We start from the raw sequence: 22,276 nt of genomic DNA, 5'->3' as shown, positions 1-22,276 counted from the left end.
AAGCACCCGCTTCGTTTACTTTTGGGAAAAGAACAGTCGAAAACCATAAAACGTATGCATATGAAAATCCCGACTTTGATCACCCTGCTGTTATTATGCACCCTAACTTTATCTGCCCAGGTCCGCCTCGGTATACGTGCCGGGCTGGTCAACCTCAACGTGCCTTCAAGCCCCAACAATATCCCCGAAGGAGGCAGCTCGCCTGAGCTAAACCTCGATGTAGACGAGGCGCAGTTTGGTATTCAGGGCGGGCTTGTCCTGCAAATCCCCCTCGGTGAAAAATGGATCATACAGCCGGAAGTCATCTTTAATTCCAACCGGGTGGACTATGAAGTGGAGGAGCTCAGAAGTTCCGGAGCGGTCCGTAAAGTCCTCTCTGAGAAATATCAATATCTTGATATCCCACTCCTGCTCCACTATCGCATTGGTGCACTGCGGCTCTGTGGCGGGCCATTGGGGCACGTGTATATCAATAGTACCTCTGATTTGCTGGCCTATGAAAACTATGAACAGCGTTTTGAAGACCTAACCTACGGTTATCAGATTGGGGCGGGGCTCGACATTTGGAATATTATGCTCGATGTACGCTATCAGGGCAACTTCACCCGCTTTGGTGACCACATGTACTTCAACGATCAGCGATACGATTTCGATCAGCGCCCAGAACGGCTGATTTTTTCACTCGGCTTATTACTGGGTAAGTAATTTTTTCATTCCTATACAACCTGTTCTGTGCCTGGAGCGCTCTTTGTAACCGAAAACTAAAGGAGAACTCCAGGCTCATGGTTTATGTGACAAAAAGTATGACGGAATCAGAACTTATTGAAGGCTGCCTGGCCCACGACCGCCTTGCGCAACGCGAGCTGTACGAGCGGTACTGTAAAGCCATGTATACAGCCGCATACCGGATCACCAACGACTTTGATTCCGCCAATGATGTTTTACAGGATGCCTTTATCAAGGTCTTTCGGGCATTGCCTAAGTTCAGGCGGGAGTCTACGCTTGGGGCCTGGATCAAAACAATAGTAGTCCGAACAGCTTTGAGCCATATTAAGCGCCAACTGAAATTTGAGCCCCTGGAACATAACCTCGGGGAGGAAGCTATTAACTGGGGGCACCAACTGGATGTTGAATACCTCGAACGGGCCATTCAGGCCTTACCGGAAGGCTACCGGGCGGTATTCGTCCTGATAGAAATTGAAGGCTACCCGCACAAAGAAGTAGCAGAAATGCTGGGTGTCTCGGTTGGCACCTCCAAATCGCAGCTCTTCCATGCTAAAAAGCGGCTGCGGGAAACACTAGAACATTACAACTCCTAATCGATGAGTGAGCAAAACCGCACGACCCTGAAAGATGCACTTTCCCGAATGCCGGTCTATGCTCCCCCGGCAAAATGCTGGCAGGAGATCGGCCGGGAATTGGATAAAGTGGCTGCAGAAGCCCCGTTGCATTCTGCGTTACATGAGCTGCCTGCCTACACACCTCCTTCTATGGTTTGGGCACGCATCACGGACACGCTTGAAGCGGACACATCCCAACAGCAGCTAACGGAAGTTCTCGCAAAGCTCCCTCAATATGCGCCTCCGGCCAAAGTCTGGACGGCTATTGAAGGGGGTATCAGGCCACCCGCCCGCAGATTCCAACTAATGATGCTGGCCAGAGCAGCAGCGGCTATTGCCCTTGCACTCGGTCTTTGGTGGGCCTGGCCACAGCCGGATGAGGCACCGTTGCAAGCCACCTACACTTACGATCAGCAGACCACAAGAGCCCAATTCGCCAGTATTGAAGACTGGGGGCAGGCGGATGCTTTGATGCAAAAAGCGGTAAACGAATTCCGTGAAGACCCGGTAGCGAAACAACTGCCTACCTATGAACTGCTGCTATCCGAGTGGGCAGACCTGAAAGACGCTCAGGAGGAAGTGGCCAAAATGATGGAGCGCTATGGAAAAGACGCTCAGCTCATCCGGCAAATGAGCGAGATCGAAAAAGAACGCTCCGGCCTGATCCGGGAAATGATTACTCAAATTTAATCACCATTGCCCATCAAAATATCTGGACCAATAATGAAAAATTGGAACCCTTTATTTAGCGCAACCCGGACTCTTCGGGCGCTGCAGGCTGGCAAACGAAGCCTAAGCCGGCTTTTCCCAAAGCCACTTTGGATAATGCTCGCTCTTTACGGGCTGAGCTTTCCCGGCAACGGGCTGATGGCGCAGACCACCAACCTCCACGTCATCACCAAGCGGTTGGAAAAAACCTTCAAATACCGGGAAACCTATGAAGTGAACATCGAAGGCGAAAAAGCTGATGTCTCTATCGAAACCTGGAATAAGGACGAAATCGCCCTTACTGTTGAATTCATTGCCAAACATCCCGACAAAACCACTGCAGAGGCAGATATTGAAGCGATCAAGTATATCGCAGAGCGCGTACGCAACAAAATCTACGTGCGCAACTACATCTCTGTGCCCGAAGGGGCTCCTAAGCCTGCTTCCAATCTCTCTGCCCGCTATGTAGTAAGAGTACCCGAAGACTGCCCGGTCTACCTGAAAAACTATTTTGGCACAGCCAACGTCATCAACCTCGCCAAAGGGTTCCGCTATCAGGGCGAGTTCAGCCCGGTTGGGCTTGAAAATGTTAAGGGCAGCATTGATCTTTCCACACGCTTTGGTGATGTTTCCGGTAAACGCCTCGATGGCGACATCATGATCAATGCCCGGCGTTCAAACGTGACTCTGGAGGAGATCAAGGGCCGGTACAGCATTGAAGCTAACTATGGAGATGTGCGTATCCTTTCAGCCTCTGCCGGATTATTAGATCTCAATATTACCGGCACCAAAAGTGACATTTTCCTCTTCGACCCCCGGCTGCTGGACTACGGCTATGCCCTCACCGCTCAGCACGGCAGTATTTACTTTCCCAGCAATCTCAAAATGGAATTCCTGAAGAATACAGACGAGATTAAAAAGGTAGAATTCCAGCCCCGGGCGGAGTACTACCCCAATGTAACGATTTCCGTGACATTCGGGGACATCTACCTTGAGAAAGAAAAGCCGGATCAGCGCCGCTGAACCTCAATCCAACTTTTCGGCCTCTAAACCTCCAGGTTATTCATCTTGCCTATGTACTGCATCGGAGCACCCGCCATGAAAGGCTGGGGTCGCCCTTCCGTATGCTCCTGGCAATAACTATTAATACTTTTAATGATTTTTATCACCCTCTTGTGTGACCCATTGCACAAAAGAAAAAAAGGATTGGCTCTAACTTCACCAAACATTATTAAAGCCAATTCACATGAAACATCAGATAGTGATCATTGGAGCAGGCACGGCTGGTATTACCGTTGCTGCTCAACTACTCCTCAAAGACAAAAACCTGGACATTGCCATTATTGATCCGGCATCAAAGCATTACTATCAGCCCGCCTGGACGCTGGTAGGCGCAGGCACCTTTAATTATAAGGACACGGAGCGCAACATGGGCGACCTAATCCCAAAAGGCGCGCAGTGGATTCAGGAATATGTGGCCGCTGTCAACCCGGATAACAACGAGGTCGTACTCAAAGACGGCACTAAGGTATTCTACGACTACCTGGTGGCCTGCCCGGGGGTTAAGTATGACTATTCGCAGATTGAAGGCCTGGAAGAAACCATGAACAAGAACCAGGTCTGCAGCAATTATGTAGATCCGGATTATACCTGGGAAGTCCTTCAGGAATTTAAAGGCGGTAACGCTATTTTCACCCAACCTGCCACGCCCATCAAATGCGGTGGTGCCCCTCAGAAGATCATGTATCTGGCGGATGACTACTGGCGTAAGCAGGGCGTACGCGAGAAGTCCGACATCGTGTTCCTGACACCGGGCAGTGTGATCTTCGGGGTAGAACCGTTTAAGTCTACCCTCATGAAGGTGGTGGACCGCAAAGGGTTGCAGCTGCGCTTCTTCCACCGAATTAAAAAAATTGACGGGGAAAATAAGCGGGTATACTTTGACATCGTGAAGGAATACGACAAGATTTCTGCCGTGTGCTATAACTACCGTGACACTGAGAAAGAAGAAGTTGTAGAAGGCCACGCTATGATGGAGTTCGATATGCTCCACCTTGCCCCACCACAAGCTGCACCCGATTTTATTCAGGAGTCTCAGCTCGCCGTACAGGATGGCCCTACCAAAGGCTGGATTGAAGTAGACATTAATACCCTGAAGCACAAGCGATACCCAAATGTTTTCGCACTGGGTGATGCCGCAGCTTTACCGACAGCAAAGACCGGAGCAGCCGTACGCAAGCAGGCTCCCGTGGTCGTAGAGAACCTCTTCCATGCCATAGCCAATGATGGCAAGCTCAATAACGATTATCAGGGCTACTCTTCCTGCCCACTGGTGACAGGTTACGGCAAAATGGTACTTGCGGAGTTCAACTACGAAGGCGAACGGGACAGCGACCCGATGTTGTCCAAGTTCTTTGACACTTCAAAAGAGCTCTACCCGATGTGGGTGCTCAAGAAGTACGGCCTGCCATTCATGTACTGGAATATGATGCTAAAAGGCAGAGCATAACACCAACTCATTGTTCTGCTTACAGCAGCCCCGTTAGCCGAATGGCTGGCGGGGCTGCGCTATTTTCATGGCAGTCCTCAAAATTCCCTATTTTGCCAGCAGAAACAGATTTAGTAGCCCATGCCCACCCCTCCCCTGCAGACGACCCATTTTAGTGATGTCATTCGTTATTATGATGAAACCCGGTTTGACTACAAAGTTGCCTGGCTCAATGAAGACAATCAGGCTGTCCATTTCGGTTTTTATGACCGCAACCACCGGACACACGAGCAGGCGCTGCTGAATACCAACCAAATTATGGCAGCATTGGGCAAAGTAGAGCCCGGAGAGCATGTCCTTGACGCCGGTTGTGGCAACGGCGGCAGCAGTTTGTGGCTGGCCGCCCAAAAATCTGTACGGGTAACGGGTATTACGCCCGTTGCCACCCAAGTCGCCACCGCTGAAAAACAGGCTTCAGAACGCAGGCTCGCCCACCTTTGCCAATTCATTGAAGGCGACTACTGTCAGGTGCCCATGGAAGACAACAGCGTAGATACGATCTGGGCCTGTGAAAGCCTTTGTCATGCGCAAAACAAAGCCGCCTTCTACCGGGAAGCTGCACGCCTCCTGAAACCCGGAGGCCGAATTGTCATTGCCGAATATATCCGGTACCAAAGACCACTCCCTGATGCGCAGGAAAAACTGCTGCTGGATTGGGTCAACCGCTGGGCCATACCGGACCTTGATAGTACGCACGAGCATCACGCTCACCTGGAAAGTACGGGCTTTGAGAATATCCAAATTCAGGATTATACCCGCTATACATTTATCTCCCTCAAAAATCTTTACTTGATTTCCCGACGCTGGCTATGGGCCAATTACCTGCTTCACCCTATTGGTATCCGGACCCGGGCACAGCACAATAATATCCTTGGCAGTATACGACAGTTCCAGGCACTGAAACAGGGGCTTTGGTACTATGGGCTGATCACTGCCCAAAAGCCCTTTGGAAGTCACTGATTTTTATAGTATAATTGTTGGTGGCATCAACCTATCTCCTCATGAAAATACGCACGGCTGTCATTTGCCTGGCGCTCACTGCTCTGACTGGCTGTGGGCCTTCTCCCGAGTCCGGGCAACTTCCAGTTGATACCCCTGATGCCCGCCATAAGCCAAAAAAGCTGAAAATCGACAGATACGGAAGGGTGCAGGGACAACCCAAACAGCAGGATATTTACACTCCTATCCCTCTGGATTCCCTCACGCTGCCCATCATTGATGGGAAAGCAGTAGAAGCCCTGCAGCACAACCTTAAATTACTGGACCTTGCCCGAAGCCGAAGCAATTATCAGGTAGGAAACCTGAGAATACGGCACGAAGCGCTCCGTGAAGTCACTGAAATGCTCGCCGCATGGCAGCACGCACAACCCTTTGGCATGGAGAAGTATCTGAACGCCTATCAGATCTGGGGGAGGGACCAGCGTGGGAATGTACAGTTCACAGGGTACTTCACACCGGTCATAAAAGTATCCCGGGAACCTTCCGGGCCGTTCAAATATCCCATTTACAGCCGCCCACTTGACTGGGAAGGCGCTCTTCCTACCCGCGCTCAGATTGAAGGGGAAGGGGTGCTCGACAGTATGGGGCTCGAGCTTGCTTATGCCGCCAATAAGGTGGACCTGTACTATATGCAGGTTCAGGGCTCCGGTTATGTGGAATACCCGGATGGCACCCGGGAGCTCTTTTCATACAATGGCAGCAACCGCCACCCCTATCTGAGTATTGAAAAATATATCATGGAACAGCCGGACCTTAATATCCCCAACCTTTCTATCCGCGGCATCCGCAAGTTCCTGCTCAAAAACCCTACCTTGACTGACACCATTCTGTTTCAAAACCCTTCCTATACTTTTTTCATCCGTCAGCAAACAGTACCATCCGGAGCCGGCAACGTGCCCCTCACTCCCGGCTACTCCATAGCTGTCGACCGCAGGTATATCCCCCTGGGAAGCTGCCTCCTCGCGGCTTTCCCCATTTTCGACAACCGCAAACAGCGCGTGATCGGACATGATTACCGCTTGCTAATTGCGCAGGATGTCGGCGGCGCTATCCGTGGCCCCGGGCATGTCGACTTTTACACCGGTATTGGAGATGCAGCTGCACAGGAAGCCGGCAACCTCAAATCCTACGGTAAATTGTGGCTCTTGCTACCGCCTTCAAGCCAGCCTAAGCCTGTAAGTACAAGCTTAAAATAAACACATACTATTTTTGGCATATATTTTGTAGCTCTGTATATGAACACAATACAGAGAAACAAATGAAGATTTTTTTTAATAAAACACAGTCGAGTCATACATATATAGATAATTTTTATAATATTTGCATAGGCACAGTTGGAAAACTGTATGCCTGCAATCATAATCATTCAGTAAACCAAGACAACCTATGCAGAACCCTTACAAACCGGGTGCAGACTGCCTGGGCAACTACTGCCCCAAAGGCTGCACTGCACCATCTCCTCCTTAAACAACACTCCTACGCTTGCAATTCGCAGGCCATCTACAACCACCGATTTCAAACACAGTATTGGCCAGGTACGGTAGCGTACCCCGCAGGCCCTTTACATTTTTTGCCTGATAGCCCGGCAAACACCAGGCTATCATTGTGTCCAATGTATGCCTGTACCTCTGGCAAGTGTATCCGCTTGCCCTGCTACTCCTATGCCTGAATAGCACGTGCCTGACCGCACGCCGCTAAAGGGGCGAGCTATGCCCGCTCCTGAGTAACAGCCTCCATTGCAACGGAAGCTGAAAGCCCTTGCTGTGCCTTGTCGAAACCTTTTGCCCGGTAAAGTGCCCCGCACTTGCCATGGCATTCCTATGCCGCGTCGGAGCGCTCTGCTGCCCCGACGGGAAAGCCCCCCCCATTCCTAAACCGCAGCTTTCAGCCCTGCCAGTGCTGCTGCTGCAACAAACAACCAAACATCATGGCACGTAACAAGTCGAACATCGAAACTATTATTATCGCATTGCTTCTCGTTTTTGGCGCCGCCGGTGCGTTTTTCCTTTTTTCCGGCTCGGAAGGCAATATGCAAGAACCTGGACACTCTCTGGAGAACGGTGCTGCCGTTTATGAGCAGGTGTCTATGAACGATGCCATGACGGCTATCGCAGAATAATCATGGGCATTGCCTCCGGTAACGTAATTTTTTTGCCGGTTGTGTAATCCATTTACCTATTTTATTGTTAGGGATTTGTTCCAGAACAATAGCGGGCATTGCTATGCTTTTTGACCGGAATCCCGCTTGCCGGCAACGCCTCAACCGGATTAAACGTTATACCTGATGACAGGTTGAGGTGGCCTGCTCGGCATTGCATGGAAGTGAAGTGACTGACCAAAAAATGGCTTATGCGATACGTAAAAGACTTAATGGAAAGATCAGCATTTGGTGTATGCAGCTATCTCGGAGACAAAATGGGGATCGCTTCTGCCCGCGTGCGCATCAATTTTATTTACATTTCGTTCGTGGCCCTGGGGTCGCCGGTAATTCTGTACATTTTCGTAGCCTTCTGGCTTAATGTACGGAACTATATCCGGCGCAAACGGTCTTTGATCTGGCAGTAATTCCTACTGCTGAAAAGCGAATTGTATGATGTTAGCCCCCATCTGAAGGGCCCGGCGACGAATAGGCTCCGGGTCGTTGTGCACGTCTTCGTCTTCCCAGCCATCGCCCAGGTCTGACTCGAAAGAATACAGGCAAACCATCCTGCCTTCGTGAAACAAACCAAAGGCTTGTGCTGGCTTGTCATCGTGTTTATGTACTTTCGGCAACCCATTCTCAAACTCAAACTTCTGGTGAAAAACCTGGTGCTCAAATGGCAACTCTACAAATTCCTGCTCCGGGAATACCTTCTTCATAGCTACCCGCACGTAAGGGTCCATGCCGTAGTTATCGTCGATATGAAGGAAACCGCCTCCCAACAGATAATTGCGTAGATTTTCTGCTTCTGCATCTGAGAAGACTACATTTCCATGACCGGTCATGTGTACAAAAGCAAAGTTGTACAACTCTACGCTTCCCACTTCTACTTCTTCATATTCTGTATCGAAGTCAGTACCTAATTGCACATTACAAAAGGCGGCAAGATTAGGCAGTGCAGTGGGGTTGGCGTACCAGTCGCCCCCTCCGTTATACTTAAGCAGGCCCATCTTCAAAGTTCCTGCACCAGGGTCGGCCGGTGTGGTAAATGACAGCAAAAAGATCGCAATAAGCCCCATTCCAATTCTCAACATGGATTATGCATTTAATAGATGAATAGTATGGCAGGCAACAAGGGCTGCCGTCTCAGTCCGCAGGCGGCTTTCGCCTAAAGTAACAGGGGTAAATCCTGCCTCGGCAGCAGCCTCGGCTTCCTGCGGGCTGAAACCGCCTTCCGGGCCAATCAACAAACAAACGTCTTGCCCGGCTTTGTAGTTTTGTTTTAAGGCCCCCTTAACGCCCTTGCCTAAATAAGCGATGAAACGGTCAGCTTCCCGGTCTGTTTCTGCCAAAAAATCGTCAAACCCGATCAGGGGGTTGAGTTGGGGCAAATAGGCTTTAACGGACTGCTTTGCAGCGGAGAGTACAATTTTCTCCAGCCGCTCCATCTTCAGCACCCGGCGTTCGGAATGACTGCATAGCAAGGGCGTGAAGGTATCTAGCCCAATTTCAGTGGCTTTTTCCAGCAGCCACTCCATCCGGCTGATGTTTTTGGTCGGAGCAACTGCAAGGTGTACCCGGTAAGAGCGTTTGCCGTGGTTTTCCTTATGAGAAATGACCTTCAGCAGGCATGTCTTTTTGCCTGCCTCAGCAATCTCCCCTTCGTATAGCCCGCCCTGCCCGTCTATAAAGCGGATGCGGTCGCCGACTTTATGGCGAAGCACCTGAATACAATGCCGGGCTTCACTTTCAGGAAGCGCAGCCACCTCTCCCCTCACCTGATCCGTAAAAAAAATATTCATATCCTCGCTTAATCGTTTGACGGAAATAGCGCCTGCCACGCAGCTTAAATTGTTTCCGCCTCTTTACTGTTCAGTTTCGTTTCGTCCTGAAATCCGCGGCGCTAATATAATATTTAACTACCTTTGCCCGCTCCTAAACAACATAACCGGAACGAAGCTGTTCTTTTGTTCGATAAACTAACCATCCTGCAAGGAAGAAAATAATTTATGGATTATCTAATTATGGGCGGGCAGTTGATGCTTAGCCTTTCTATTTTGATTGTACTGCATGAGCTGGGCCACTTTCTGCCGGCTCGCCTGTTTGGCACCCGTGTGGAGAAATTCTACCTCTTTTTTGATCCATGGTTTGAATTGTACAAGAAACAAATTGGAGAAACCGAGTACGGGATCGGCTGGCTGCCCCTGGGCGGCTATGTCAAGATCTCCGGTATGATCGATGAGAGCTTCGATACCGAACAAATGAGCGAGGAACCGCAGCCATGGGAGTTCCGCTCCAAGCCGGCCTGGCAACGGCTAATTATTATGCTGGGCGGTGTGACAGTCAACTTTATTCTCGGCTTCCTGCTCTATGGTTTTGTGCTTTGGGTATACGGACAAGAGTACCTGCCCAACGAGAACCTCGAATACGGTATTCAGGTAGATTCGCTGGGGCAGGAAATGGGGCTGCGCGATGGAGACCACATCCTTAGCATAGCTGGTAAGCCTTATGAGCAATTCAACGACCGATTGGTGGTCCGCGAAATCATTATCAATAATGCCGACAAGATCACGGTGGAGCGGGAAGGCCGGGAAGTGGAAGTCCCGATTGATCCCAAATACGTTACGCTGCTCTCAAGCTACGAATACAAGAACAAGGCGCTCTTTTACCCACGTATGCCCTTCAAAATCAAAGATATAATGGAGGATGGCCCGGCAGAAAAAGCAGGCATCAAACCCGAAGATCAGATTATAGGGCTGGATGGGCAGCCCACGCCCTGGTTTATCGACTTTGCAAGAGCTATCCGTGGTAAAGATGGGGTGGAAGTAGATCTTACTGTTTTGCGGAATACCTCTGACACCCTGCAGCTCAGCCTGACCACTACGGAAAACGGCATGATCGGGGTAGAGCGGGTACTTGCAGGCGAGCTATTCGGTACCAAACGTAAGGAATACAGCTTTGCCCAAGCCATGCCAGCCGGTGTACAAAAAGGCTGGACCTTCCTTGGCGATCAGGTAAAAGCCTTCGGGCAAATGTTCCGTGGCCGCATCAAGGCATCGGAAAGTCTGGGTGGGTTTGGTACCATTGGCTCCATGTTTGGCAACGAATGGCTCTGGGAGCGCTTTTGGACAATGACCGCGGTGCTGTCTTTGATCCTGGCCTTTATGAACCTCCTGCCTATCCCGGCACTCGATGGCGGACATGTCATGTTCCTCCTTTATGAAATGATCACTGGCCGTAAGCCCAGTGACAAGTTTTTGGAGCGAGCCACAATCGTCGGGTTTGTGATTGTAATTGGGCTGGTCCTATATGCCAATGGGCTCGATATTATCCGCAGTTTTTTTAGTTAGGAACACACTGACTATCAGACGTAAAGCAAATGGAGCGTTATTATTGAAACTTTTTTCGCTCCATTTGCTTTACAAATTCAAAATACCACTCTATATTTGCATCCGCAATTAAAGCATTGCAGCGCCGATTGATCGGCAATCTTATGCCGACGTGGCGGAATTGGTAGACGCGCTGGATTCAAAATCCAGTTCTGGCAACAGAGTGCGGGTTCGATTCCCGCCGTCGGTACGAAGTAGTGTGAGGCGGGAAGAGCAGTTTATCCCGTTGATAATAATTATAGGCCCGCGTGGCGGAATTGGTAGACGTGCATGATTCAGGTTCATGTGTCCTTACGGACGTGGAGGTTCGAGTCCTCTCGCGGGCACCCCGAAAGCCTGGTTGTATTTACAGCCGGGCTTTTTTTGTAAACTATTTGCACACCCGCCCCCTGTCCCCTATTTTTAAGCTCAACCAAACCCAAACCAGCTCATGGCACTCCATCCTAATGCCGGTAAGCCGGCCACCACTGGCGAACTCGTTAACCTCCCCCGCCTGATTACCCAATACTTTACGGATAAGCCGGACCCGGCAGAACGTACGCAGCGGGTTTCCTTTGGCACCTCTGGCCACCGGGGCTCCTCGCTTACAGCCTCTTTCAACGAAGACCACATTCTGGCGACCACACAAGCCATCTGCCTCTATCGCCATAAGGAGGGCATCGGCGGACCCGTATTTATGGGCATGGACACGCACGCACTTTCGGAACCCGCGCAGGCTACCGCCCTGGAGGTCCTGGCGGGCAACGAAGTGCCAACGATGATTGCCGCCAATAATGAGTATGCGCCTACCCCTGCGGTCAGCCACGCCATTCTGACCTACAACGCCGGGCGGACAAGCGGGCTCGCAGATGGGATCATTATAACGCCTTCGCACAATCCGCCACAGGACGGAGGATTCAAATACAATATGACCAACGGCGGGCCAGCGGAGGGAAGCGTCACCGCATGGATTGAGGCTAAAGCCAATGAAATTCTGGAAAACGGTCTTAAGGAAGTCAAAAGGCTACCTTTGCAGAAAGCTCTGAAAGCCTCCACAACGAAGACCTACGACTACCTGGATGCCTACACCGCCGATCTCGATCAGGTAATTGACCTGGAGGCTATCCGGAACGCAGGACTGGAAATCGGTGTGGACCCCCTGGGCGGCGCTGGTGTCCACTACTGGGAGCGCATTGCCGACCGGTACAATATCAATTTGAATATTGTCGATACACAAGTAGACCAAACTTTCCGGTTTATGTCGCTGGACTGGGATGGGAAGGTGCGTATGGACCCTTCCTCTGCTTATGCTATGCAGCGGCTGCTCGCACTCAAAGACCGCTTTGCAGTAGCCGTAGCCTGTGATACCGACTACGACCGGCATGGTATCGTGACCCGCAGCCAGGGATTGATGCAGCCCAATCACTACCTCGCTGTGGCTATAGATTTCCTCTTCCGGCACCGACCCGGCTGGTCGCCAGATACAGGTATTGGGAAGACCTTGGTGAGCAGCCAAATGATAGACCGTGTGGCGAAGAAACTTGGCCGGAAACTGGTGGAAGTCCCTGTAGGCTTTAAATGGTTTGTGGACGGATTGTTTGACGGCAGCCTGGGCTTCGGTGGAGAAGAAAGCGCCGGTGCCTCTTTTCTGGACCGCAACGGCAAGGTGTGGTCTACTGATAAAGATGGAATCATCGCTGCGCTGCTGGCTGGTGAAATCACGGCTACAACTGGCAAGGATCCGGGTGAAATATACGATGAGTTCACAGCAGCATACGGTGCGCCGGTATATGCACGCATTGATGCGCCAGCAACGCCGGATCAAAAAGACAAGCTGAAGAAGCTATCAGCCGATCAGATCACCTCCTCCACATTAGCGGGTGAACCTATTGAGGCCATACTGACAGAAGCACCAGGCAATGGTGCTGCAATCGGCGGGCTAAAGGTAGCTACTGAGAACGGCTGGTTTGCCGCCCGCCCTTCCGGAACCGAAAATATCTACAAGATTTATGCGGAAAGCTTCAAAGGCGAGGGCCACCTGAAGCAGCTGCAGGAAGAAGCACAAAGCGTGGTAAATGGCGTCATTAGTTAAAAAAACCGCCAGCCTTGTTTCCAAAGCTGGCGGCAGTCCAATATGTTCATGGATTATTTCTTCTTAAAGAATGACCCACAGCGCGTAAATGAGCCCCGGAAGGTAAAACAACAGCGTCAGCACCAGGCTTATCCAAAACGCTGAAGTCAGCCCGGTATGAAGCCCTACGCCAAGTGGAGGGAATAGGATGGCCAAAATGACCAGCAGTACTTTGTTGCCGGAGAGGGTTGACATAATAATTTCGTTTTGGGGTTTACAATATTTCTGTTGCCTTGCTTAACTTATCAGCAATTTCAGACTTGCTGGAGATATAAATGTACTGGTTGTTAAAATCTCCCCGCAGCTTTTCGCCAATGATGTAGTGCTTCACATCAAGGTCTGGCGCATTCAGCACAATCTGGTCTGAAACACGCATGGTTTGTTTTTGCAGATCCTGGCCGGTACTTTCCAGTTCAGAAACTACTATCAAGCGGTTTTTGGAGGCATAAATGCCTTCAATCTCTATTTCATGGCTGGTTTCCGCTACCTGAGCTTCCACCATAATAGTGCGTTCTTCTTTTTCCTCATTGGGCATGTCAACGTCCACAACGGGTACTTCTACCTGTTCTTCTTCCATAACAACGACCACCTTGGGCACTTCGATCGTACGGGTGGTGGTATTCACATCAACATCTGCCCAGTCTACGTCGTATTCCGGCATTTCACCTTCCTCAACGTTTACATCCACATCAGGCATTTCGCCTTCCTGGGTTTGGTCTACATCGCAACTGATCAGACTGATCAATGCAAGGGTAAACAACATTTTAATCATTGTTTTCATAATCGTTTCTGTTTTTTGGTGTTACAGCCAAAATGGCTTCACCCTCTTAACCTGCTAAATGCTACCATGTTCGAAAGCAGGAAGCGAGTGAAGCCAGCCAGTAGTGTTGCAATCCTACTGAGGCGCTATGGCAAAAGCATTGCTTACGGTGTTGCGGTAGAAGTTGCCGGCGTGGGTGCCATCTGTATGCAGTCCCACTGCAGTTAAGCTTTCCGAAAAAGCAGCTTTGTCTCCACAACCAGCCAGTAATGCCGCGACAGAGAAGGAAGCCCGGTAAATGCCATCTGGCCCAAGGGTATATGGTGCTTTGCTTCCAGTGACCACGCCTCTGGCATCGCCAAGAGTGAAATGGTTGAACAGGCTGTTTCGCCGGCCTCGTTCTACATTGAAGTTAAAGAGCCCGAACCCGCGGGGGTGGCTGGCCCTAAAGGAAAGGCCCACCTGCTGGCTTACAGACTGATAGGCCAAAAAGCCACAATCGGTCATTGCGCTGAAATCGCCATCCAGCGAAACCCCGAAAATACCCAATGCCGGCCCAAGGTTATCCACCCTCATCCTAAACTGGAAAACTGCATCGGCCCCAATTTGACGAATGTATAGATTGGGTGCTGCCATGGTAGCATTAACATCTTCAGGATCTGGAACCCGGAAAAAGTCTGGATTGACATTGGCCAGGTCGCCATTTTGATCCAAAAAACGGACTCGGAATTCGTACAGGCCTTCATCGTCAAGTAGGCTGGTGTCAATCCGTGCAATAGCCACTCTGTCATAGCGCGACCAACGCGCGGTGGGGTCTGAAGAAGCCGCCTGCCCATCTATGCCAGGTGATTGCGGGTCCGGGGGCGGAATACGGTAAGCCCGCTTTCCATTGATTTCAAAAGGCCCGAGGTTGTAGTATTCATATTTGAAGTCCAAACCGTCCTGCAAGACATAGCGCCGATTGAGCGTACCACTTTCCAATGTCTTCCAACCCGAATTCAGATCTGAAGGATTGACAAGGGTAAGCAACCCCGCATTATGTGTGCGCCGGTACTGCACCTGAAAATAGTGAATATTAGTGGCGGGAAGCCCGTCTCCAAACTGCGCGTAGATGGGTATATTACCCGTAAAGGGGCGAACAAATTGGTTAGTGAGTTGAGGGCTGTAGCTCCCCAGTCCCTGTGTTGCATAGCTGGTTAGCCCAACGGTCCGGAAATTACCATCTCCTGGCAAAGTAATGGTATTAGTAAGTCTCTGGTCAATATGCAAAGGGGAAACATGCGTGCCAATACTCCGGATAGCCACTGAGGTTCCTTCCAGAATACCTCCACATACCGGCGGAATGCGGCTATCTGAAAGCTGGATATTGATGTCTTCTCCGCAGTCGTAGTCCCAGTACGTAGCACAGGGTACGCGAGGGCGGTGCACCGTGACGTTTCCACCATCCAAAGGATATTCCAACCACACATAGACATCCGGCTGATCGCCCTGATGCCAAATGCAGGCTTCAAACCGCCCGTTCTGATCAGTCTCCACTACAGCTACTTCATCGCAACGGTACAGCCATGGCCAGAGGTAAGGAAAATTGCAGAAATAAGGAAAAAATTGGGTAAAATGATCTGCCAGGATATTCCTGAACTGCACTGCGTCCACCCGCTGAATTTGCTGATGCAGCAGCTGAAGCTGAGCGGGGCTTTCCAGAGCTGCTTGTGGCATCCGGTTGACAGAAATGTTTGAACTAGCATTTTGCAACAGCTCCAGCCCAATTGCAGGCCGGAATGGCGGTGGGTCAGGCAATGGCCGGGGTGGCTCTGGAATGGGGATAGGAATGCGCTCCAGCAAATCGCCTCGCAGCCGTTCGAGCAAATCGGAGTCAATGCGGTCAATCCACCATCGGATACGGTCTACTTCGCAAATGTGCACGATGGCATTGCAGGCCGGGTAGGTTTCCAGCTGCCCTTCTACAGATGCCCGGTTGGTGATACGGCCCCGGATACAGCAACGGCGCCACCACCAGATTTCACGAATGCGTTCAGGAATACGCTCAAAGATCAATCCGCCATTTTCATTAAATCGCAGACGAGGTTCGAAGGCCTGACGCCTTTCTAACCGCTCGATGCTGAGGCTGGTAAGCGGAATGCCCGTTTCGGGCTCAGGGAGGATGAAAACCCGGGACTGCCTAAGTGCTCTGTTATCAGCATCGAAGTAAACAGTATTGCCGTCTTCGATTTTTCCTTTGCAGAGCAGGCTGCCATCACGGCGGAAAGCGAATGCTGCTAACGGCTGCTGATTTTCTGGCTGGGTTTCATGGTGTTTGGCCATGGTTTTGGTTTTTGGGAGATTAACTAATGGGATTATCACCCATTGATCAACCCAAAAACCAAAACGTTACAGCGCGATACTTTTTTGCCAGAGCAGATTTGGCTAATTGAAATTAATGTCTTTGGTAAAGATGCCGTTCTGAAGGCTATCCCGGGCTTCATTGCCGATTCGGATACCGCGGCGAACAAGCTGAAAACGTGAAGTGAATACCCCCAGCCCTTCTTCAATATTAGTGTAAACGGGTATATTTTGCGCCGATGTAATACCGGTATTCGCCTGTTCCACTAACACAAGGTCTCTAAATTCTTCTCCGGCTCCTGTAATGATGATGTCGATATAGTCGAACAATCGAATCTCACCCTCACTAGGCGGGATAGAAGCGCCAAGGAAGGAGTAAAAGCCCTGCCCGGGTATGTCCACTTTTTCCCGCTGACTATCAGAATCCTGCCGAAGTATAGATTTATTGACGACCCACTCCAGCGTTTTTTCTACCGGGTCCTGCCCCTGACCGGGCGTAACTTCCCGGTAGTGGATAATAAAACGGACATCAAAAATCTGTGCCTCTGGCCCGGGGCTCCAGGCTACAGCAAGCATTTGATTATAGCGCCAGCGGTTGATGGTGTTTGATGGAGAGGTCGCTACGGAGTCTATTTCATTCAGAATAATGGTCTCAGCGGTAGCCGGCGGTAACTCATCCCCCCTTTCCACACGGATCGACACCTCATCACCGCCTTCCAGGCCGGCCTCTTCTGCATCAAGTTTGTACAGGATGTTTGGAGAGTTGGCAAACAGCCCCTCCTCCTTGAAGTAGCCTTCATCTTCTCCATTGACGCGCTGCAGCACGAAAGAGGTACCCTGCGTCCGGTTTTCAAGCACGACATTAACCTCATCGTAGTAAAGCGAGTCACTCACCTGAGCGATCTGAAGGGCGTCTCCACCCGGCTCCAGAAAAGCTTTTTGTATACGGATATAATGAGCCGTATCCTGAATATTCAGGAAGCCATATACGATAGGAATGTCTTTCCATTCTGCTTCAAGGTTCACTTCGGTGGAACATGCGCTCCAACCCATAACCAAAATCAGCAGTAGAACAAAAGGCTTAAGTAATTTCATTCTTAACTATTATGCAGTAATCTGTAAAGCATGGCAAAGGTAATCTAAATACCTCCAAATTCACAAACGATGAAAACGGGCATTGACGTTTAAAAGACGGAATTGTTTTTTGCTGACTCTCGCCATATTCAACCAAAGGCAGCTCAATATTTGTTTGTCAAACGGAATTGAGCCTATATTGTGGCTCCAAAAAAACTGGAACGCATGTCCGTTAATAAAGATATCAAGCGAATGACCACTCACGTCATTCAGGAAATGAAAGAGCGGGATGAGAAAATCACCATGCTCACCGCCTATGATTTTTCAATGGCCCGCATCCTTGATGCAGCAAATATCGATGTATTGCTGGTGGGCGACTCGGCTTCCAACGTTATGGCTGGGCACGAAACGACCCTTCCCATTACACTCGATCAAATGATCTACCATGCCTCTTCAGTGGTCCGGGCGGTCAAACGTGCGCTGGTAGTCGTAGACCTTCCCTTTGGTTCCTATCAGGGCAATTCCCGCATTGCGCTGGAATCCACCATCCGAATCATGAAGGAATCCGGTGCTCACGCAGTCAAGCTGGAAGGCGGTGCCGAAATCCAGGAATCCATCAAACGTATTCTGTCGGCTGGAGTGCCGGTGATGGGGCACCTTGGGCTTACCCCGCAGTCAATCTACAAATTTGGCACCTACACCGTGCGGGCCAAGGAAGAAGCCGAAGCTAATAAGCTTATAGAAGACGCGAAGTTGTTGCAGGAACTGGGCTGCTTCGCTATTGTGCTCGAGAAAATCCCGGCAAAGCTTGCAAAGCGGGTAACAGAAAGCATCGACATCCCCACCATTGGCATCGGTGCCGGCCCTGATGTAAGCGGGCAGGTCCTGGTCTCTCATGACCTGCTGGGCATCACTAAAGACTTTAAGCCGCGTTTCCTAAGGCGTTACCTCAACCTGTTTGATGAGATCAAACGCGCGGCTGAGCAGTATGGCGATGATGTACGCTCCGGCAATTTCCCCAATGAAAAAGAGCAGTATTAGCAACTGTAGAAGCAAATGCGCCATCACCAACAATCCTGACTAAAATACAAACACCATGAAAAGAGCCGTGAAGGCCACGCTGATCCTGCTAACGGTAGCTATCATCGGGGCGGGGCTGTACCTTTACAACGCCTTTCTGGCGAAAGTAGCTGTGCCGGAAGGGCTGAACAGTTATGTCGTAAAAATCCCCACCCAATCTACCTTTGAAGAAGTTGTCACTTTGCTGAAGGCTCAGGATTTCGTTCAGGACGAGCAGGTGTTCCGGGTACTTGCTGAACGCATGGCTTACGAGCGCAACCCCATGCGCCCGGGCCGGTTTGAGCTGCAGCCCGGCTGGAACCACATTGAGCTCATCCGGCATTTACGCAATGGGCCGCAAGCTCCAGTCAATGTAGTGCTGCACAATGAACGGCTCATCGAGGAGGTTGCCGGTAAGGTCGCCGGTTTTTTAGAGCAGGACTCCCTGGCTTTCTTGAATCTGATGCAAAACGAAGTCTACCTCGACTCCATCGGCTATACTCCGGAAACACTGATGAGCCTGTTCATCCCCAATACCTATGAATTCTACTGGAATACTGTGCCGGAAGCTTTTATGGACCGTATGATTAAAGAACATGACCGTTTTTGGAAACAAAAGGACCGACAGGCGAAAGCAGCCAAAAAGGAAATGACGCCCGCCGAGGTGTACACTCTGGCTTCCATCGTAGAGCGCGAAACCCTGGTCAGTTCCGAAAAACCCCGAATGGCTGGTGTATACCTCAACCGCCTGCGCATCGGAATGCCCCTACAGGCAGACCCCACTGCCGTTTTTGCACGGCGCGATTTTAGTACGCCCAGGGTAACCGACTACCACACCAAATTTGACTCGCCATACAACACCTACCTGTACGCAGGGCTGCCTCCCGGGCCCATTTCCATGGCGTCCATTTCGAGTATTGATGCGGTGCTTAATGCCGAAGGCCACGAATACCTTTACTTCTGTGCCAAAGGTGATGGATCCGGCCTTCATTCCTTTGCCCGGACTCTATCGGCACACAACCGCAATGCCGCTATCTACCGGGAAAACCTGCGAAAGCGGGGCCTTCGATAATTCGGTTGCTGCATTTACAAAAAAGCCCTAGCTTTGGTGAGGCGGGTCGTTGACCCGCCGCCTAAACCTCAAATACGATCATGGCTGAACAACAGAAAGTCTTCAAAATCGGAATTGCAATGGCGGGGGCAGTCTCCGCAGGTGCCTACACAGCCGGTGTCATCGACTATTTACTCGAAACCCTGTCCAAATGGGAGGGCGCCAAGGAGCGTAACAAACAATTAGGAAAAGACCACCCCGAGTATGACCACAGCGTCCCAATGCACGATGTGGTTATTGAGGTCATGGGCGGCTCTTCTGCCGGAGGGATGACAGCAGCAATCACTGCGCTTGGCCTTTTCGAAGGGCTGCGCCCCATCAACGACGACAACCCGAATAAGGAGCAGAACAAACTGTACGAAGCCTGGGTCAACCTCAACGATAAGGGAGACGGCAAAATGTCTACGCTCCTGCAAATGCTTCAAACCGGGGACATTGAAGAACACGGCGGGGTCATTTCCCTGCTCAACTCCCAGCCTATCGATCAAATCGCTGACCGTGCTGCCGAGCTCAAAAGGATCACAAAGCTGCCAGATTACATTGCACAGGATTTGGAGATTATCCTTACCATTACCAGCCTTAGGGGAATTCCTTTGGCTGTGAACTTTTTCGATGAAGTAAAAAAGGAAAGAGCATTTAGCGAACCGCCCAAGCCGGCCCACCGTATGTACCTACATAAAGGTATTGCACATTTTAAAGTCAATACAGCCGGAACACAGCACTACGACCATACCCTACCTTTTAACCCTGAAGAGGCACTAGACCGGGAAACGCTCCTGCAGTGTGCCAAAGCTACGGGGGCTTTCCCACTTGGCCTGGCTCCACGGCACCTCACCAATACCCAAACTCCCTATATCAAAGCGATGGTAGACCGCATGTTTTCGCCCAAGCGGCACGAGGAGGGGGAGCTGCCTACGCAGGGGCTGCGCATTGAAATTGAAGAAGACACTTTTGACTTTTACGCCGTTGATGGCGGGACCGTGAACAATGAACCTTTCGGTGAGGTGATCCGGGCACTCGAAGAAAAAAGCAAGGACGACCCAGGTCAGAATTATGCCGTACTCATGATTGACCCTTTCCCCAACTTTGAAGGGGAAACTCAGCAGGACCGGGAGGAAACCCCAAAGCTGATTGAGCTGGTCCCTAAAGTCCTGGGCGCAATCCGGGGGCAGGCCATGATGAAAGAAAGCGACCTGGTCGGCGGTTTGTCTTCTGACCATACCCTGCGCATGATATTCCCTTCCCGCCGGGAAGGTGATCAGAAGGATCCCTACCCCATTTCCTGTGGTTCGCTTGATGGTTTCGGCGGATTTTTCAGCCGGGGCTTCCGCGAACATGATTTTGAGCTGGGCCGCCGCAACTGCCAGAGTTTTCTGCGCAATTACTTCTGCATCCCTACCTCCAAGGCAGCTGAGCGGGATAGCGTCTTCCGGGACTGGGATGCAAGCGATGAGCGCCACAAGCGGTTCTACAGCGAATCCGTAGATGGATACCCCATTGTACCAGATATGAACTTTGACCGCCAAAAAGCGGACAACCCGGAGATTCCACTACCGAAACGTCAGCGCCTCAAGCCCTCTGAGCTACTCAGCATTGAGGGCAACATCCGCCACCGCCTGCGTGAAGTCTTCCTGAATGCCGATAAGTATGAAAAGCCGGCACCTGTACCTGAACAGGAAAAACTAAAGGAAGAGGTGCACCAAATCCTGCAACACCACAACCATAAATCAGTAAAGCCGAGCTTGTTTGGCAGCCTGATTACCTGGATTTTGAAAGGGGTATGGAAACAATGGGGCGCCGGCATCGCTGCCAACCGGGCCACCGATATGGTCCTAAAGGCCATCCTTACTGATTTTCAAAAACGTAACCTTCTGGACCGTGACGGGCAATAAAGCCGGGAGAATTGAGTTTTTCCTTAAAAGTCCTTTTATGCTTAGAATCGGATTGCTTCTGGCCGCCTGCTGCCTCGCCGGCAGCCTTTTCGCACAATCAGAGCTCAAAGTCGGTGTGGAGCTGTTCCCGAATATCAGCCACCGCAGGCTTGTTGCCCAACTTAATGACGTAGACCCCAATGAGACCCAGCGCCTGGAGAACCTCGAAGTGTCCCGGTTTTCCTATTCTGCGGGCCTGATGGCACAGTGGCGAAACGAACGCATTGCCTTCAAGACAGGGGCCTATTTTGTGGAAAGCGGCTACCAAACCCGGCGTATGGAAGTCGACTTGCGCGATGATATCCCGGACGGTGCCGAAGATCAGCGCACCAACTACGTCCACTACTTTATTGAAATCCCCGCTGAACTCCTCTTCTACCAAACACTGGACGATAAAAACGACTTTCTCTTCTCCATGGGAATTTCCATGGCGGTCAATATTGCGAACCGGGAGCGCATCACTTACTATACCGATGATATCTCAGAACAGGTAACAGAGAAGCCAGAAGGCGATAACTTCTCCGGGTTGGGCTACAGCTTTATTTCCGGGCTCGGCTGGGAGCACCACTTCGACGGTTTCACCACTATGATTCAGCCGACCTTTCAGTTTTGGCTCAGCGGGCTGCTCAATGATCCGCTTGAACAGTATAATCGCAATCTCTACTCAGTTGGGGTGAGAACTGCTGTGAAGTTTTAGACGGTGCCCCTCTAAACAATCTCTTTCCGGCACGGGTTGCTTTGGAAGAATAACCAACCAAATACAATCT

21 protein-coding genes and 2 tRNA genes are annotated in these 22,276 nt (G+C 50.8%); 17 read left to right on the top strand and 6 right to left on the bottom strand.

Going from position 1 to position 22,276, the window contains the following annotated elements; genetic code table 11:
- Nucleotides 1–60 precede the first annotated feature (60 nt).
- The 9 genes from ACO08I_RS01090 to ACO08I_RS01050 all read left to right on the top strand — a co-directional run bounded on the left by ACO08I_RS01090 (nucleotide 61) and on the right by ACO08I_RS01050 (nucleotide 8,160).
- Nucleotides 61–705 carry a porin family protein gene (locus ACO08I_RS01090; RefSeq protein ID WP_282780855.1) on the top strand — a complete coding sequence of 215 codons (645 nt, stop codon included), beginning with the start codon at nucleotides 61–63 and terminating at the stop codon, nucleotides 703–705.
- Between the two features lie 98 nt (nucleotides 706–803).
- Nucleotides 804–1,319: an RNA polymerase sigma factor gene (locus ACO08I_RS01085; protein WP_282780857.1), complete on the top strand. Its 516-nt coding sequence runs from the start codon at nucleotides 804–806 to the stop codon at nucleotides 1,317–1,319.
- A 3-nt stretch (nucleotides 1,320–1,322) separates the two neighbouring features.
- Entirely contained in the window at nucleotides 1,323–2,030 is a 708-nt protein-coding gene (locus tag ACO08I_RS01080) for a hypothetical protein (RefSeq protein WP_282780859.1), read from the top strand.
- A gap of 33 nt (nucleotides 2,031–2,063) precedes the next feature.
- Complete coding sequence (locus tag ACO08I_RS01075; RefSeq protein WP_282780861.1) at nucleotides 2,064–3,071, top strand: hypothetical protein; 1,008 nt, start codon at nucleotides 2,064–2,066, stop codon at nucleotides 3,069–3,071.
- 223 nt (nucleotides 3,072–3,294) lie between these two features.
- Nucleotides 3,295–4,557 carry an FAD-dependent oxidoreductase gene (locus ACO08I_RS01070; protein WP_421948211.1) on the top strand — a complete coding sequence of 421 codons (1,263 nt, stop codon included), beginning with the start codon at nucleotides 3,295–3,297 and terminating at the stop codon, nucleotides 4,555–4,557.
- A 120-nt stretch (nucleotides 4,558–4,677) separates the two neighbouring features.
- On the top strand, nucleotides 4,678–5,556 hold the full coding sequence (locus ACO08I_RS01065) for an SAM-dependent methyltransferase (RefSeq protein WP_421948210.1): 879 nt from the start codon (nucleotides 4,678–4,680) through the stop codon (nucleotides 5,554–5,556).
- Between the two features lie 41 nt (nucleotides 5,557–5,597).
- Complete coding sequence (gene mltA / locus ACO08I_RS01060) at nucleotides 5,598–6,791, top strand: murein transglycosylase A (protein WP_421948209.1); 1,194 nt, start codon at nucleotides 5,598–5,600, stop codon at nucleotides 6,789–6,791.
- A 731-nt stretch (nucleotides 6,792–7,522) separates the two neighbouring features.
- Nucleotides 7,523–7,714, top strand: coding sequence for a hypothetical protein (locus ACO08I_RS01055; protein ID WP_044226051.1), 192 nt, complete (start codon nucleotides 7,523–7,525; stop codon nucleotides 7,712–7,714).
- Between the two features lie 230 nt (nucleotides 7,715–7,944).
- Complete coding sequence (locus ACO08I_RS01050) at nucleotides 7,945–8,160, top strand: PspC family transcriptional regulator (protein WP_282780869.1); 216 nt, start codon at nucleotides 7,945–7,947, stop codon at nucleotides 8,158–8,160.
- Between the two features lie 3 nt (nucleotides 8,161–8,163).
- On the opposite strand, the gene ACO08I_RS01045 is transcribed toward ACO08I_RS01050, so the two are convergent.
- Nucleotides 8,164–8,829 (bottom strand): DUF4159 domain-containing protein, encoded by a 666-nt coding sequence (locus ACO08I_RS01045; protein ID WP_282780871.1) that lies wholly within the window; start codon nucleotides 8,827–8,829, stop codon nucleotides 8,164–8,166.
- 3 nt (nucleotides 8,830–8,832) lie between these two features.
- Nucleotides 8,833–9,537 carry a 16S rRNA (uracil(1498)-N(3))-methyltransferase gene (locus ACO08I_RS01040; protein ID WP_282780873.1) on the bottom strand — a complete coding sequence of 235 codons (705 nt, stop codon included), beginning with the start codon at nucleotides 9,535–9,537 and terminating at the stop codon, nucleotides 8,833–8,835.
- Between the two features lie 207 nt (nucleotides 9,538–9,744).
- Here ACO08I_RS01040 and rseP point away from each other — a divergent pair, with 207 nt between their 5' ends.
- The 4 genes from rseP to pgm all read left to right on the top strand — a co-directional run bounded on the left by rseP (nucleotide 9,745) and on the right by pgm (nucleotide 13,195).
- Complete coding sequence (gene rseP, locus ACO08I_RS01035; protein WP_044226041.1) at nucleotides 9,745–11,085, top strand: RIP metalloprotease RseP; 1,341 nt, start codon at nucleotides 9,745–9,747, stop codon at nucleotides 11,083–11,085.
- 145 nt (nucleotides 11,086–11,230) lie between these two features.
- A tRNA-Leu gene (locus tag ACO08I_RS01030) sits at nucleotides 11,231–11,314 on the top strand.
- Between the two features lie 52 nt (nucleotides 11,315–11,366).
- Nucleotides 11,367–11,450, top strand: a tRNA-Leu gene (locus ACO08I_RS01025).
- A gap of 104 nt (nucleotides 11,451–11,554) precedes the next feature.
- Nucleotides 11,555–13,195, top strand: a complete 1,641-nt coding sequence (gene pgm / locus ACO08I_RS01020; RefSeq protein ID WP_421948208.1) for a phosphoglucomutase (alpha-D-glucose-1,6-bisphosphate-dependent) — start codon at nucleotides 11,555–11,557, stop codon at nucleotides 13,193–13,195.
- Between the two features lie 63 nt (nucleotides 13,196–13,258).
- On the opposite strand, the gene ACO08I_RS01015 is transcribed toward pgm, so the two are convergent.
- The 4 genes from ACO08I_RS01015 to ACO08I_RS01000 form a co-directional block, all read right to left on the bottom strand.
- A complete protein-coding gene (locus ACO08I_RS01015) occupies nucleotides 13,259–13,429 on the bottom strand; it encodes a YqaE/Pmp3 family membrane protein (protein ID WP_421948207.1) in 171 nt (56 codons plus the stop codon).
- Between the two features lie 19 nt (nucleotides 13,430–13,448).
- On the bottom strand, nucleotides 13,449–14,015 hold the full coding sequence (locus ACO08I_RS01010; RefSeq protein ID WP_421948206.1) for a hypothetical protein: 567 nt from the start codon (nucleotides 14,013–14,015) through the stop codon (nucleotides 13,449–13,451).
- Nucleotides 14,016–14,129: 114 nt separating this feature from the next.
- On the bottom strand, nucleotides 14,130–16,316 hold the full coding sequence (locus ACO08I_RS01005; protein ID WP_421948205.1) for a hypothetical protein: 2,187 nt from the start codon (nucleotides 16,314–16,316) through the stop codon (nucleotides 14,130–14,132).
- A 102-nt stretch (nucleotides 16,317–16,418) separates the two neighbouring features.
- Nucleotides 16,419–17,429, bottom strand: coding sequence for a hypothetical protein (locus ACO08I_RS01000; protein WP_282780884.1), 1,011 nt, complete (start codon nucleotides 17,427–17,429; stop codon nucleotides 16,419–16,421).
- A 204-nt stretch (nucleotides 17,430–17,633) separates the two neighbouring features.
- Between ACO08I_RS01000 and panB the strand changes: the two genes are divergently transcribed.
- The 4 genes from panB (at nucleotide 17,634) to ACO08I_RS00980 (ending at nucleotide 22,206) form a co-directional block, all read left to right on the top strand.
- Entirely contained in the window at nucleotides 17,634–18,449 is an 816-nt protein-coding gene (panB, locus tag ACO08I_RS00995; RefSeq protein WP_282780886.1) for a 3-methyl-2-oxobutanoate hydroxymethyltransferase, read from the top strand.
- Between the two features lie 55 nt (nucleotides 18,450–18,504).
- Nucleotides 18,505–19,539: an endolytic transglycosylase MltG gene (mltG, locus tag ACO08I_RS00990; protein WP_282780889.1), complete on the top strand. Its 1,035-nt coding sequence runs from the start codon at nucleotides 18,505–18,507 to the stop codon at nucleotides 19,537–19,539.
- A gap of 80 nt (nucleotides 19,540–19,619) precedes the next feature.
- Nucleotides 19,620–21,470 carry a patatin-like phospholipase family protein gene (locus ACO08I_RS00985; RefSeq protein WP_282780891.1) on the top strand — a complete coding sequence of 617 codons (1,851 nt, stop codon included), beginning with the start codon at nucleotides 19,620–19,622 and terminating at the stop codon, nucleotides 21,468–21,470.
- Between the two features lie 37 nt (nucleotides 21,471–21,507).
- Nucleotides 21,508–22,206, top strand: coding sequence for an outer membrane beta-barrel protein (locus tag ACO08I_RS00980; RefSeq protein WP_282780893.1), 699 nt, complete (start codon nucleotides 21,508–21,510; stop codon nucleotides 22,204–22,206).
- The last annotated feature ends 70 nt before the right edge of the window (nucleotides 22,207–22,276 follow it).

The sequence above is a fragment of the Phaeodactylibacter xiamenensis genome (assembly GCF_965229835.1).
GTDB classification, from domain to species: domain Bacteria; phylum Bacteroidota; class Bacteroidia; order Chitinophagales; family Saprospiraceae; genus Phaeodactylibacter; species Phaeodactylibacter xiamenensis.
Note: the sequence above shows the minus strand (reverse complement) of the source record. Positions and strands in the feature narration are given on the sequence as shown.